The organism is Streptomyces chiangmaiensis, assembly GCF_036281785.1.
GTDB classification, from domain to species: domain Bacteria; phylum Actinomycetota; class Actinomycetes; order Streptomycetales; family Streptomycetaceae; genus Streptomyces; species Streptomyces chiangmaiensis.
Genome location: NZ_JAYWVC010000026.1, coordinates 15,718 through 29,191 on the forward strand (window position 1 = coordinate 15,718; position 13,474 = coordinate 29,191).

The 13,474-nt window shown below is 71.0% G+C and carries 11 protein-coding genes; 3 read left to right on the top strand and 8 right to left on the bottom strand.

From position 1 onward, the window contains the following. Positions 1-66: 66 nt before the first annotated feature. The 5 genes from VXC91_RS11405 to mce form a co-directional block, all read right to left on the bottom strand. Entirely contained in the window at positions 67-837 is a 771-nt protein-coding gene (locus VXC91_RS11405) for an ABC transporter permease subunit (RefSeq protein WP_329507004.1), read from the bottom strand. Positions 838-840: 3 nt separating this feature from the next. Further along, on the bottom strand, positions 841-1,818 hold the full coding sequence (locus VXC91_RS11410; RefSeq protein ID WP_329507005.1) for an ATP-binding cassette domain-containing protein: 978 nt from the start codon (positions 1,816-1,818) through the stop codon (positions 841-843). Positions 1,819-1,902: 84 nt separating this feature from the next. Beyond that, positions 1,903-2,838, bottom strand: a complete 936-nt coding sequence (locus tag VXC91_RS11415) for a coiled-coil domain-containing protein (RefSeq protein ID WP_329507006.1) — start codon at positions 2,836-2,838, stop codon at positions 1,903-1,905. Positions 2,839-3,019: 181 nt separating this feature from the next. Beyond that, a complete protein-coding gene (scy, locus tag VXC91_RS11420; RefSeq protein WP_329507007.1) occupies positions 3,020-6,775 on the bottom strand; it encodes a polarized growth protein Scy in 3,756 nt (1,251 codons plus the stop codon). 235 nt (positions 6,776-7,010) lie between these two features. After that, complete coding sequence (gene mce, locus VXC91_RS11425) at positions 7,011-7,451, bottom strand: methylmalonyl-CoA epimerase (RefSeq protein ID WP_329507008.1); 441 nt, start codon at positions 7,449-7,451, stop codon at positions 7,011-7,013. A gap of 148 nt (positions 7,452-7,599) precedes the next feature. On the opposite strand from mce, the gene VXC91_RS11430 reads away from it, so the two are divergent. The 3 genes from VXC91_RS11430 (at position 7,600) to VXC91_RS11440 (ending at position 11,372) form a co-directional block, all read left to right on the top strand. Continuing rightward, entirely contained in the window at positions 7,600-8,802 is a 1,203-nt protein-coding gene (locus VXC91_RS11430) for an acetyl-CoA C-acetyltransferase (RefSeq protein WP_329507009.1), read from the top strand. A 45-nt stretch (positions 8,803-8,847) separates the two neighbouring features. Beyond that, entirely contained in the window at positions 8,848-9,804 is a 957-nt protein-coding gene (meaB, locus tag VXC91_RS11435; RefSeq protein ID WP_329507010.1) for a methylmalonyl Co-A mutase-associated GTPase MeaB, read from the top strand. Positions 9,805-9,983: 179 nt separating this feature from the next. Then, entirely contained in the window at positions 9,984-11,372 is a 1,389-nt protein-coding gene (locus tag VXC91_RS11440) for an MFS transporter (protein ID WP_329507011.1), read from the top strand. A 91-nt stretch (positions 11,373-11,463) separates the two neighbouring features. Here VXC91_RS11440 and VXC91_RS11445 read toward each other — a convergent pair whose 3' ends face one another. From VXC91_RS11445 to VXC91_RS11455, 3 genes are all read right to left on the bottom strand, one after another. Beyond that, positions 11,464-11,940 (bottom strand): MarR family winged helix-turn-helix transcriptional regulator, encoded by a 477-nt coding sequence (locus tag VXC91_RS11445; RefSeq protein ID WP_329507012.1) that lies wholly within the window; start codon positions 11,938-11,940, stop codon positions 11,464-11,466. Between the two features lie 92 nt (positions 11,941-12,032). Continuing rightward, the gene (locus VXC91_RS11450) at positions 12,033-12,827 is read right to left on the bottom strand and encodes an AIM24 family protein (RefSeq protein WP_329507013.1); all 795 of its coding nucleotides are present in this window, start codon (positions 12,825-12,827) and stop codon (positions 12,033-12,035) included. Then, positions 12,824-13,474 carry an AIM24 family protein gene (locus VXC91_RS11455; protein ID WP_329507014.1) on the bottom strand — a complete coding sequence of 217 codons (651 nt, stop codon included), beginning with the start codon at positions 13,472-13,474 and terminating at the stop codon, positions 12,824-12,826. The genes VXC91_RS11450 and VXC91_RS11455 overlap by 4 nt, the downstream gene beginning before the upstream one ends.

The window sequence follows — 13,474 nt, forward strand, 5'->3', positions numbered from 1 at the left end:
CGCAGGTCACCGGCGTCAACGGGGTCCTGACCGGGTGCCGCGCCGGTCCTGCCTGGTCAGAGGTCCTCAGGCGTCGCGCTTCTTCAGCAGGACGTACCCGCCGATCAGGACCGCGATCACCCACAGGACCATGATCCCCAGGCCGCCCCAGGGACCGTAGGGTGTGTCGTCGCCCACTCCGGGCACGACCTGCAGGATCCTGCTGCCGGCCTGGTCGGGCAGGAAGCGGCCGATCTTCTTGGTGGCGGAGACGTTGCCCAGGATGTTGGAGATCAGGAAGAAGAACGGCATCAGGATGCCGAGGGAGAGCATCGGCGAGCGCAGCATCGCGGCGACGCCCATCGAGAACATCGCGATGAGCGTCATGTACAGCCCGCCGCCGACGACCGCGCGCAGTACGCCGGGGTCGCCGAGTCGTGCGCCGTGCGGTCCGAGGATCGCCTGTCCGAGGAAGAAGGCCAGGAAGCTGGTGGCCATGCCGACGACGAGGGCGAGCGCGGTCGCGACCGCGATCTTCCCGAACAGGAAGGTGCCGCGCCGGGGGACCGCGGCCAGCGAGGTGCGGATCATGCCGGTGCTGTACTCGTTCGACACGACGAGCACCCCGAACACGATCATCGCGAGCTGACCGAGGCTCATTCCGGCGAAGCTGATGAAAGTCGGGTCGAGGGTGAGCCGGTCCCGCGGGCTCATGCTGTCGAACTCCCGTCTGGTCAAGGCCGAGATCAGCATGCCGAGGGCCACGGTGACGACCAGTGCGGCGGAAAGCGTCCACACTGTGGACGCCACCGATCGGATCTTGGTCCACTCCGACTTGATGACCTGGGCCGCCGCCATGGCTCAGGCTCCCTTCTTCCAGGCCGCGCCCCATTCCCGGCGCGGAACGGGCTGTGCCCAGGTACCGCCGGGGGCGTCGGTGTGCGCGTGGTACTCCACCGACTGTGCCGTCAGCCGCATGAACGCCTCCTCCAGGGAGGCCTGTTGGGGGCTGAGCTCGTGCAGCACGATCTGATGGCGGGTGGCCAGCTCGCCGATCAGCTCGGCCTTGCCGCCGTCCACCTCCAGCGCCCCGCCGCCGGACTCCACGACGGTGATGCCCGCCTCGTGCAGGACGTCGAGCAGCCGTTCGCGCTGGGGAGAGCGGACGCGGACGTACGACCGGGAGTTCTTCGCGATGAAGTCGGACATGGAGGTGTCCGCGAGCAGCCGCCCCTGGCCGATGACCACGAGATGGTCCGCGGTGAGCGCCATCTCGCTCATGAGGTGGCTGGAGACGAACACGGTCCGGCCCTGCGCCGCGAGGGACTTCATCAGGGTGCGGATCCAGTGGATGCCCTCAGGGTCGAGGCCGTTGACCGGCTCGTCGAACATCAGGATCCGCGGGTCGCCGAGGAGCGCGGCGGCGATGCCGAGCCGCTGGCCCATGCCGAGCGAGAATCCCTTGGCCTTCTTCCGTGCGACCGCGGTCAGACCGGCCGTGCCGAGGACCTCATGGACGCGGGTGGCGGGGATGCCGTTGCTCTGCGCAAGGCACAGCAGATGGTTGAAGGCGCTGCGGCCGCCGTGCACGGCCTTGGCGTCGAGGAGGCCGCCGATGTACCTGAGCGGGTTCTCGATCTGGTCGTAGTGCTTGCCGTCGATGCGGACGTCACCGGCGGTGGGGTGGTCGAGCCCGAGCACCATGCGCATCGTGGTGGACTTTCCGGCACCGTTCGGCCCGAGGAAGCCGGTGACGACACCCGGTCGCACGGTGAAAGTGAGGTTGTTGACCGCCAGCTTCTCGTCGTACCGCTTGGTCAGCCCCTCGAGCTCGATCATGCGGACACGCTAGAACGCCGGGAAGCCCTCCGCCACTGCAGTGGCGGAGGGCTTCCCGGATGTTCGGACGCCGTACGTTCCGTGTTACCGGGACTGCTGCGCGGGAACCCCGCGGGAGATCGGCTCGTCCTCGGCCGGCGAGCCCGCGGCGGCGACAGCGGCGCCCGTGAGCGTCGCGAGCATCTCGCGGACGTTCGTGAGCTGGGCGTTGATGGAGTCGCGACGGTTCGTCAGCGCCGCCAGCTCGCGCTCGGATTCCGAGCGGATGCGGTCGGCCTTGGCGTTCGCGTCGGCCACGATGTCCTCGGCCTGGCGCTGGGCCGTCTCCACCGTCTGGCGGGCGCGGCGCTCCGCGTCCGTGCGCAGCTTCTCGGCCTCCAGGCGCAGCTGCTCGGCACGGTGCTCGATCTCGGCGAGGCGCTTCTCGGCCTTGGCCTGACGCGAGGCCAGGTCCCGCTCGGACTGCTCGCGCCGCTTCGCGAGGTTCGTCTCGAAGTCGGCGGCGGCCTGCGCGGCCTTGGCGCGGGTCTCCTCGAAGAGGGCGTCCGCCTCCTCGCGCTTGGACTGCGCGTCCTTCTGGGCGTCGGTACGCAGCTGCGAGGCGTCGGTCTTGGCCTTCTCGACGATCCGGACGCCCTCGTCCTCGGCCTTGGTCTTGCGATCCGCGGCGAACGACTCCGCGTCGTTGCGAACCTGCTGAGCGGCCGACTCGGCCAGCTCGCGGTGCTGCTCGGCGGCGCGGCGGGCCTCGTCGCGCAGGTCCTTGGCCTCTTCCTCGGCGAGGCGGAGGATCTTCTCGACGCGCGCGCCCAGACCCGCGTACGACGGCTCCGCGTCGGTGACGGCGGCCTGGGCGTTCTGCGTCTCGAGGTGGAGCTCCTCGATGCGCTTCTCCAGAGCGGTGATGCGGGTGAGAGCACTGTCACGGTCGGAGACGAGCTTGGAGATCCGTTCGTCCACCTGCGCGCGGTCGTACCCACGCCGCACAAGCTCGAAGCCGTAGGGGGAAGTGTCGCTCATGGGGTTCCTGTCGAATGAGACCGGTGAGGTGATAGGGGAATCCTAGGGGCCAAAGCGGCGTGTCATCGAGCGGATGCGTTGTTGATCTGGAGAATGACCCTTCTTTTGGGTGGCTGGCTGTCCGAGGGCTTGCCAGAAGCTGTGTGAATCGTCACGGCGAGCACAGATTCGGCTCGCCTGGCTACCCTTCTGACGCCTTGCCACCCGAACGGGGAGCACCCACGGTGGCCCCCGCCTTGACGCCTCCGTCCTTGTTGCCGCCCGCCGACGGGGTCTCGAAGGACTCCAACGCCTCCAGGACGTCCTGGACACGGGAGATCTCCGCGTTGATGTCCTCGCGGCGGCGCACCAGGATCTCCAGCTCCCGCTTGCCCTCCTCGACGGCCGTCCGGGCCTCGTGAATCGCCTCGGCCTTGATCTTCTCCGCCTCGGCGACCAGGGTGGCCTTCTTCTGCTCGGCTTCCTTCAGCAGCCCCTCGGCCTTCTTGACCGCGGCGATACGGAGCTTGCCCGCCTCGGAGTTGGCCTCCGAGACGATCTCCTTCGCCTGCGCCTTGGCCTTCTCCAGCTGCTCCTCGGCCGCCTTGATCAACGCGTCGCATCGCTCGCCCGCCGACTTCATCGCCTCGGCCGACTCGCGCCGCGCCCGCTCGTGCAGCTCCTCGATCTCGGTCGTGATGCGGTCGCGCAGTTCCTCGGCCCGCTGCCGGATCGCGGTCGCGTCCCGGCGCGCGCCGACGAGCAGTTCGTCCGCGTCCGACCGGGACCGCTCCACCAGCGTGTTGCCCTCGACCGTGGCCTCGGAGACCAGGCGCTCGGCCTCCTGGCGGGCGGCACCCACCATCGTGTCGGCCTGCGCCTCGGCGTCCGCGGTCGTCTTGTGCGCGGTCTGCTGCGCCTCCGAGAGCAGCTTGTCGGCCTCGGAGGTGGTCTCCGTGATGAGCGTGTCGACCTGCTCGGCCGCCTCGGAGCGCCGCTTGTTGGCGTCCTTGCGGGCCTCGTCCAGGGTGCGCTCGGCCTCCTCGCGGGCGGCCGTGGTGATCCGGTCGGCCTCGGCTTCCGCGTCGGCCTTGACCCGTTCCGACTCGAAGCGAATGCGCTCGGCGTGCTGCTGCGCGGAGCCGACCGTCTCGGCGGCCTCGGTACGCAGTCGCTCGGCTTCCGCCGTCGCCTCGGTGATGAGGGCGTCCGCCTGTGCGGCGGCGTCCGACCGGATCCGGTTCGCGTCCTCGCGCGCCTCCGCACGGGCGCGCGCCGCGTCCTGGTCGGCTGTGGCGATGGCGTCCGACGCCTCGGTCCGTACGCGCTGGGCGTGCTCGGCGGCGTCCGAACGGATCCGCTCGGCCTCGGCGATCGCCTCCGAGACCGTCCGCTCCGCGAGGGACTTGGCGGCCTCCGTCTCGTCGGCGGCCTCCTGCCGCAGGCGTGCGGCGTCGTCGCCGGCCCGCTCGCGCTCCGCGTAGGCGTCGGCGCGGACCCGGTCGGCCTCCTCCTGCGCCTCGGTGCGTGTGCGCTCCGCCGCGTGCTCGGCGGCCGAGCGCAGGCCGGTGATCTCCTCCTGCGCCTGCTCGTGCAGGCCGGTCACGGAGTCCCGCACCTGCTGGGCGTGCTGCTCTGCGGCCGAAACCATCTCGGTGGCGCGCCGGTCGGCCTCCTCGACCAGCCGTACGGCCTCGGTCTGGGCCTCCTCGACCCGGGCGCGGGCCACGGCGAGCAGTTCCTCGCTCTGCTCACGGGCCCGCTCGCGCTCCTGGTCGGCCTCGTGGCGCGCCGCGCCGAGCAGTTCCTCGGCCTCGCGACGGCGCCGGGTCGCCTCCTCCTGCGCGGCGGCGAGCGTCTCCGTGGCCTCGGTGCCCAGCCGCTCGGCGGCCGCCTGCGCCTCGGCCCGTACCCGGTCGGCGGTGTCCTGTGCCTCCGACTTGAGCCGTTCGGCCTCGGCCGCGGCTTCCGAACGGAGGCGTACGGCGATGGCCTCGCCCTCCGCACGGGAGGCGGACGCGTCGGAGGCGGCCTCCGTACGCAGCCGGTCCGCCTCGGCCTCGGCCTGCGCCTGGAGCGTACGAATGCGCTCGGCGGCCTCGGAGCGCAGCCGCTCGGTCTCCTCGACGGCCTCGCGGCGGATCCGCTCGGCTTCCGTACGGGCGGCGGTCAGGGCCTGCTCCGCGGAGGTGAACCGCTGCTCGGCCTCGGTCTGCAGGCGGGTCAGCTCCTCGGCTGCGCCCGCCCGGCGGGCCTCGACCCCGCGCTCGGTCTCCTCGCGCAGGTCACGGGCGACCCGCTCGGCCTCTTCCTTGATCGCGTCCGACAGCTCGACGGCCTCGGCGCGCTGTGTCTCGGCCTCGCTGCGGGTGCGCTCCAGGGTCTCCTCGGCCTGGCGGCGCAGCGTCGAGGCGCGTTCGATGGCCTCGGTGCGCACCTTCTCGCTGTCGGTGGCCGCGGCCGCACGCAGCTCGTCCGCGTCGACCTTGGCCTTGGCGAGCAGCTCCTCGGCGGTCTCGGCCGCCTGTTCGATCTGCTGGACGGCCTCGCGACGGGCCTCGGCCCGGATCCCCTCGCCCTCGGCCACCGCCTCGGCGCGCAGGTGCTCGGCCTCGCCGCGCAGCCGGCGCGCCTCCTCCTGCAGCTCGACCGTCTTGGCGCGGTACTCCTTGGTGTCGTCCTTCGCCGCGCCCTTGAGCTGCTCGGCGATGTCGTGCGCCTCGGCCCGCAGCCGGTCCGCCTCGGCCTCGGCCTGCGTGCGGATCCGCTCGGCCTCCTCGCCGGCGGCCTTGGTGGTCGCCTTGGCGTCGTCGGCCGCCTTGTTCAGGACGTCCTCGGCCGTACGGGCCGTCTTGGCGAGCTGGGAGGCGGTCTCCTCGGCCGTGATGCTGCGGGCCTTCTCCGCGGCCTCCGCGACGATCTTCTCGGCCTCGGCCCTGGCGTCCGCGACGACCTGCTCGGCCTCGGCCTTGGTGGCCTCCGCGTCCTTGGTGGCCTCGCTGACGAGCCGGGCGACCTGTTCCTTGGCGGTGCGGGTGCGCTGCTCGTTGGTCGACTCGGCGCCGGCCAGAGCCTTGGCGGCGGCCTCCTTCGCCTCGGCGACGACCTTGTCCGCCTCGGTGCGCGCCTCGCGCAGCGCCGCCTCGGCCTCGGCCATCCGCTGCTCGGCGGCGCGGCTCCGCTCCGCTGCCTGCCGGCGGGCGGCGTCCGACTCGTTGGCGGAGGAGGAACGCAGCTGTTCGGCGTGGTCGGTGGCCTCCTGGGCCTGGGTGGACGCGGCGTTCAGCAGCCGCTCGGCGTCCGTGCGGGCACGGCGCAGGATCTGGTCGGCCTCGGCGCGGGCGGCCTCCGCGTCGCTCTGCAGCCGATGCCGGGCCTCGGTGGTGACCCGCTCGGCCTCGGCGCGGGCGGCGGCGAGCCCCTGTTCGGCCTCGGCCCGCGACTCCTCCACCAGACGGCGGGCCTGGGACTCGGAGCGGGCGCGCAGCTGCTCGGCCCACGCCACGTTCTCGTTGACATGCGACTCGACGGTCTGCCGCCGTTCGGCCAGCTCCTGGTCGAGCTGCTGGCGGCGGGTGACGGCCTCCGCGTGCAGCTCCGCCTGGAGCCGCGCCACCTGCTCGGCGTGCTCCTGGAGGATGCGCTGTGTCTGCGCGCGGGCCTGGCTGAGCTCGCGCTCGGCGTCGGCCCGCAGCTGGTCCGCCTGCATCTGGGCAGTGCGGAGCATCTGCTCGGCCTGATAGCCGATGTCGGTCCCGTCGTAGGCAGGACGGGTCATGAGGGTGCGGCGCGCCTCGTGCAGCTTGGCGCGCAGCACCTCGACCTGGTAGCCGAGGTCCTCGGCGTGCTGGATCGCCTTTTCCCGCTCGGTCTTCAGCCGCTCCATCTCGGCCTCGAACCGAGAGAGGTGGTCGACGTCAGCCGCCGGCTCTCGCTCCTGGCGTTCGTAGCCCCGCACTGCGCGGTCCCATCCGTCCCCTGGTCGCAAGTCTCTCCAAACGAGCTCCGTCCATCCGCCGAACGGGGCTCCCGGGGAATGGTGTCAGATCAACGGCGGAGCATGGGCTGCTGCCCCGACGCTCGTCCCCCGAAACCCGGACCCCGGCCTCGTGTCCCGCCGCTCAGGCAGGACCCGGTCGCCCTGGTGGAGCGGCGACCGCCCCCAACACCCTACCGGCCCTTATGTACGAGAGTCAGTGCTCAGGTGACTCAACAGCCGCGGATGTGACCAGTTCTGTCAGCACACCGTGGCAGTCCTTCGGGTGCAGAAAGGTGATCCGCGACCCCATGGAGCCGCGTCGTGGCTCCTCGTACAGGACGCGTACGCCCTTGTCCCGGATGTCGGCGGCGTCCCCGTCGACGTCCGCCGTACCGAAGGCGATGTGGTGCACGCCCTCGCCGTTCTTCGCCAGCCACTTGGCGACGGTGGAGTCCTCGCGTACGGGCTCGAGCAGCTGGAGGTAGGAGGCACCGCCGTCGTCGGTGTTGTTGATCTTCAACATGGCCTCGCGCACCCCCTGTTCCTCGTTGACCTCGGTGTGGAACACGGAGAAGCCGTACGTCGAGGTGTAGAACTCGACGGTCTTCTCCAGGTCGAAACAGGCGATCCCGATGTGGTCGATTCGCGTCAGCATGCTGTCAGTGCAGCGCTCCTGGAGTGGTTACGCAACGTGCGCGCGATCACACCGACGGCTTGATGACGGGGTGGACTACTCCTCAGTACATTCGAAGTAAACCCTCGTTCACTCCTCGGCTGTGCAGGCCGGAAGGGGATCGCAGCTCATGTCTGGAACGAACAGCACGACCTCCGTCATCGTGGCGGGTGCCCGGACCCCGATGGGACGGCTGCTCGGCTCGCTGAAATCCTTCTCCGGAGCCGACCTCGGCGGCTTCGCGATCAAGGCCGCCCTGGACCGTGCGGGGATCGGCGGCGACCAGGTGCAGTACGTGATCATGGGCCAGGTGCTGCAGGCCGGTGCGGGGCAGATTCCGGCACGTCAGGCCGCGGTCAAGGCGGGCATCCCGATGAACGTCCCGGCCCTGACGATCAACAAGGTGTGTCTGTCGGGGCTCGACGCGATCGCGCTCGCCGACCAGCTGATCCGCGCGGGTGAATTCGACGTGGTCGTCGCGGGCGGCCAGGAGTCCATGACCAACGCCCCCCACCTGCTGCCGAAGTCCCGCGAGGGCTTCAAGTACGGCGCGGTGCAGATGCTCGACGCGATGGCCCACGACGGGCTGACGGACTCCTTCGAGGGCATCGCCATGGGCGCGTCGACCGAGAAGCACAACGTCCGCCTCGGCCTCGGCCGGACGGAGCAGGACGAGATCGCCGCCCTGTCCCACCAGCGCGCGGCCGCCGCCCAGAAGAACGGCGTCTTCGAGGCCGAGATCACTCCGGTGGAGGTGCCGCAGCGCAAGGGCGAGCCGATCGTCGTCAGCCAGGACGAGGGCATCCGCGGCGAGACGACGGTGGAGACGCTCGCGAAGCTGCGCCCGGCGTTCAGCAAGGACGGCACGATCACGGCCGGTTCCTCCTCGCAGATCTCCGACGGTGCGGCGGCCGTGGTCGTGATGAGCAAGGCCAAGGCGCAGGAGCTGGGCCTGGAGTGGATCGCCGAGATCGGCGCCCACGGCAACGTGGCCGGACCGGACAACTCCCTGCAGTCGCAGCCGTCGAACGCGATCCGGCACGCGCTGAAGAAGGAGGGCCTGGAGGTCTCGGACCTCGACCTGATCGAGATCAACGAGGCGTTCGCGGCGGTTGCCGTGCAGTCAATGAAGGACCTCGGGGTTACCTCCGAAAAGGTGAATGTCCATGGTGGTGCGATTGCCCTGGGTCACCCGATCGGGATGTCCGGAGCCCGGCTCGTTCTCCACCTCGCCCTGGAACTGCAGCGGCGCGGCGGAGGCGTCGGCGCGGCCGCTCTGTGCGGCGGCGGTGGCCAGGGTGACGCGCTGATCGTGCGGGTGCCCAAGGCCTGACCATCCCGCACATCGGACGTCGTCTCGAATCGGAACGGAGCTGTGATGCAGGACGTCTCCTCGCTGGTCGCCCAGGCCAGGGAAGGCCGGCCGCGGGCCGTGGCCCGGCTGATCTCCTTGGTCGAGGGGGCGTCCCCGCAGCTCAGGGAGGTCATGGAGGCCCTCGCCCCGCTGACCGGCGGGGCCTATGTGGTGGGCCTCACCGGCTCGCCCGGCGTCGGGAAGTCCACCTCCACGTCGGCGCTGGTGACGGCGTACCGCAAGCAGGGCAAGCGGGTCGGCGTCCTGGCCGTCGATCCGTCCTCGCCCTTCTCGGGCGGTGCGCTGCTGGGCGACCGCGTCCGGATGTCGGAGCACGCGTCGGACCCCGGCGTGTACATCCGTTCGATGGCGACGCGCGGGCATCTGGGCGGTCTCGCCTGGGCCGCCCCACAGGCGATCCGGGTGCTGGACGCGGCGGGCTGCGACCTGATCCTGGTGGAGACCGTCGGCGTGGGTCAGTCGGAGGTCGAGATCGCCTCTCAGGCCGACACCTCGGTCGTCCTGCTGGCTCCGGGGATGGGCGACGGCATCCAGGCCGCGAAGGCGGGCATCCTGGAGATCGGCGACGTGTACGTCGTCAACAAGGCCGACCGTGACGGGGCGGACGCGACCGCCCGCGAGCTCAACCACATGCTGGGGCTCGGCGAGTCACGCGCCCCGGGTGACTGGCGTCCGCCGATCGTGAAGACCGTCGCGGCACGCGGCGAGGGCGTCGACGAGGTCGTCGAGGCGCTGGAGAAGCACCGGGCGTGGATGGAGGAGCGGGGGGTGCTGACGGAGCGCCGGCTGGCCCGCGCCGCCCACGAGGTCGAGACGATTGCGGTGACGGCCCTGCGGGAGCGGATCGGTGATCTGCACGGCGACCGCCGTCTGGGCGCGCTGGCGGAGCGGATCGTGGCCGGTGAGCTGGATCCCTACCGGGCCGCGGACGAGCTGGTCGCGGGGCTCACGAACGGCTGAGGGGCCGCAGGGCGCCGGGAAATCCGTGGCCGGCTCCGGCGCCCGCTGATACGTTGATCCGCATGTTCCTCCTCTTGGCATAGGACCCGCCCAGGTCCGCGATCGGCACACGGCGTCCGGCCGTGGTCGTCGCGGAACTCAGGCGTCCCCTTCCATGCCTCCCGTTGAGGAACCTCCGCGTGCTCACGCCTGCTTCCGGGCGGCCCTCGTATGCCGCCGTTCTGCGCGTCCCCCATGCCCGCCGTACCTTCGCCGCCGCCCTGGTGGGCCGGCTGTCGTACGGGACGGTGTCAATCGCCGTCATGCTGTCCGTGACCAGGGCGACCGGCTCGTACGCCGTGGCCGGTACGGTCATGGCGCTCTTCGGTGCCACGACCGTGCTCCTCTCGCCGCTGCGGGCGGCGTTCGTCGACCGGTACGGGCCGAGACGGGCGCTGACACCGATGGCGCTCATCTACGCGGGGCTGCTCACGACGCTCTCCGTGGCGAGCTGGCGGCCCGGCGCACCGGCACCGCTGCTGGGTGCCCTTGCCCTGGCCGCCGGTGCCTTCCCGCCCCCTCTGGGCCCCACCATGCGGGCCGTGTGGAGTGCGCTGATCGACGACCAGCGGCTGTTGCAGCGCGCCTTCGGACTCGACGGAGTGGTCGAGGAACTGCTGTTCGTGTCCGGTCCGCTGCTGGTGGGCGCACTGCTGCGGTGGGCGCCGCCCGCGGTCGGGGTGGCGTTCAGCGCGCTGCTGGTGGTGGTGGGGACCGCCGTCTTCGTCTCGTCCCCGCCCGTGGCCCGTGCACGCCCCGGCACGGCGAAGCCGGGCCGCTCCACGGGGCGCATGCGGCGAGCGCGGGGGCTCGCACAGCCGGTGACGGTGGCCGCCGGGGTCGGACTGGGGATCGGCGCGCTCGATCTGCTGGTCCTGGCCTTCGCCGAGGAGCGGCGCTACGGCGACGACGTCGCGGCATGGGTGCTGGCGGCGCTCTCCGCGGGCAGCGCCGTCGGCGGGCTGCTGAACGGCGCGGTCGACTGGCGTACGAGCGCCCGGGTCCGGCTGCCGGTGCTCGCCGCGGCGCTCGGGCTGACGCTGGCCGTGGCGGGCCTTGCTCCCGGCCTCGCCGTACTGACTCCGGCCGTGGTCTGTGCGGGCCTGTTCATCGCCCCGGCCCTCACGACCTCGTATCTGATCGCGGACGAGTCGGCACCGCCGGGTTTTCGCACCCGGGCCGGAGCCTGGGTGAACACGGCGGTCAATGCCGGCACCTCGGCCGGCTCGGCGGCGGTGGGCGTGCTCCTGGGCCATCTGCCGCTGGGCGTGTGCTTCGCGGTGTCCGGCGCCACCACCGTGACGGCCGCCGTCCTTGCCGGGTGCGGGCCGGCCGTCGCCGGGGTCGCCGGTCGCCTGAGCTTCGTGCGCGGGGTACGGCCGCACCGGCCCGGCCCGCCGGGGGCGGGCGGGGAACCGTCCGCCGACGGTGTGCTCGTGGCCGCCGCACCGGGCGCCGGGGGCGAGTGTGCCGGTGCGGCGCACGCGTGCCCCGCGCAGCCGCGGCGACGGCGCGGCGGGCGGCGCTGACGATCACCGTTCGGTGCGTGCCGCTCCGGGCGGTCGGCGGTGCGATGGCATCCGCCGCCCGCCCGCGACACCGGGCGGTCCCGGGGTCCCGCTACGGCTTGCCCCGCTGCCCCCGCAGGTGTTCCGCGATCGGGCGCAGGGACTTGTGCAGCTGCTCCAGGTCGTCGGGGGAGAGCAGATCCATGAAGTGCCGCCGCACGGACGCCACGTGGTGCGGCGCGACCTTCTTCATCGTCTCCAGGCCGTGGTCCGTGAGGACCGCGAACAGGCCCCGGCGGTCGGACTCGCAGTTCTCGCGTCGTACCAGATTCGCGTTCTCCATGCGGGTGATCTGGTGCGACAGGCGACTCTTGGACTGGAGGGTGGCGGCCGCGAGGTCGCTCATCCGCATCCGCATGCCCTCCGACTCCGAGAGATTCACGAGGATCTCGTAGTCGTTCATTGTCAGGCCGAACGGCTGCAGATCTCGTTCGAGCTGGTACGTCAACAGCCTGTTGACCTCCAGGTGGGTGCGCCAGGCGCACTGCTCCGCATCGGTCAGCCAGCGCATGGCCGTCTCGGTCTCCATGAATGAAGTCTACCTAAAAAGTTGAAAGGCGAACTAGTGAGGGTGGTGTGACGGTGCGCACGCGTTCGATGTCACACTCCGCAGACTACCGCTCACAGCCCGAAGCGACGCTGGAGATCCCCCAGCTGTCCGGGAAGGCGCGGTGTCCCCGGCGACCCCGGGTGACCGGGTACCCCGGCGGCGCCCGGTACTCCGGGCTCGTTCGGGACCGCTCCCGCGGCCTGCTCCGCCATCAGTGTCTCCGTGGACTGGAGCAGGACGGTACCCGCTCCGACGAACTCGAACTGATGCTCCTCTCCGGAGGCACCTCCGAGGCCTGTCATCGCACGTAGACCGCCCCATACACCGGTCAGATACCCGTGGTCGTAGTGATGGCAGGGCGACGGGCAGTCGGCCCAGCCGACCAGGGCCTGCGGATCCACCCGGATCGGAGGTTCCATGAACACCACGGGACCGTTGGACGCGGCCACGAACTTGCCGGTTCCGATCAGTGTCAGGAAGCCCGGGACGATCGACTGCTTGAGGGCGAGACTTGGCTGAAAAGCGAGCAGGTTGCCCGAGCGAATGGTCAGATTGCCGTCGTCCAAGTCATACGAATTCACGTCGAAGGCCCGGTCGGCGAGGAGCATCTTGCCCGAACCCTCCGCCACCACCCAGTCGCCGGCGTGCAGTGGCGAATGAAAGGACGTACGGACAACACGGTCGAGTCGCCCGTGCCCGATCCCGTTGAACTCGATCGAGCCGTAGTAGGCGATCATCTTGCCCTTCTGCAGGAACCACTGGCTTCCCTTGAGCTCCACGCAGAAGGTGTATTTGTTGACGTTCTCGTCGGCCGGCAGGGTCATCGGGTCGTGGACGACGGGGCCGGCGCCCGGGTAGGTGGTCACAGCTTCTCCTCCGACGCCTGGACGTACACCGCACCGTTGCCGCTCAGCTCGAGCTGGAACGCCTCGCCGGAGCCGCGGCCCACCATGTCGCGCCAGCCGAGTGCCGTCGAGAGCTTGTTGCGTACGTCGCCGTGGTGGGCGACGTACGCCTGGGGGTCGACGTGGACCGGGCGCTGCGGGGTGATCGGCACCTCGAAGACACCGCCGTGCGCCATCACGGCGACCGCGCCGTGCCCCGTGAGCGTCGTCGTGAACAGGCCCTGGCCCGTGACCTGGCCGCGCATCAGGCCCATGACCCCGCCCTGTGAGCCCATGAACATCGTGCCCTGCCGGAGGGTCCCTTCGAAGGCGAGCAGGCGGTCAGCCTCGACGTACAAGGTGTCGCCCGTGAGGTGGATCACCTGGATGTGGTGACCGCCGTGCCCGAACAGCACCGTCCCGCTGCCCTCGACCGTCATCAGCGGCGTCGCCTCGTTCGCGATGCGGCGGCCGATCATCGACATGACCCCGCCCTGGCCGCCCTGGACGTTGGGCGTGAAGGAGACGTCGCCCTTGTACGCGAGCATCGCGCCCCGCTGGCTGAACAGCCGCTCTCCCGGCACGACCGTCGCCTCGATCATCTTCCCGTTCACTTCACGGAAGGCCAT

Excerpts from the sequence above, each read along its gene's own strand:
- VXC91_RS11405 (WP_329507004.1), bottom strand. The coding sequence starts at position 837 with ATGGCGGCGGCCCAGGTCATCAAGTCGGAGTGGACCAAGATCCGATCG.
- VXC91_RS11410 (WP_329507005.1), bottom strand. The coding sequence starts at position 1,818 with ATGATCGAGCTCGAGGGGCTGACCAAGCGGTACGACGAGAAGCTGGCG.
- VXC91_RS11415 (WP_329507006.1), bottom strand. The coding sequence starts at position 2,838 with ATGAGCGACACTTCCCCCTACGGCTTCGAGCTTGTGCGGCGTGGGTAC.
- mce (WP_329507008.1), bottom strand. The coding sequence starts at position 7,451 with ATGCTGACGCGAATCGACCACATCGGGATCGCCTGTTTCGACCTGGAG.
- VXC91_RS11430 (WP_329507009.1), top strand. The coding sequence starts at position 7,600 with ATGTCTGGAACGAACAGCACGACCTCCGTCATCGTGGCGGGTGCCCGG.
- meaB (WP_329507010.1), top strand. The coding sequence starts at position 8,848 with ATGCAGGACGTCTCCTCGCTGGTCGCCCAGGCCAGGGAAGGCCGGCCG.
- VXC91_RS11445 (WP_329507012.1), bottom strand. The coding sequence starts at position 11,940 with ATGGAGACCGAGACGGCCATGCGCTGGCTGACCGATGCGGAGCAGTGC.
- VXC91_RS11455 (WP_329507014.1), bottom strand. The coding sequence starts at position 13,474 with ATGGCCTTCCGTGAAGTGAACGGGAAGATGATCGAGGCGACGGTCGTG.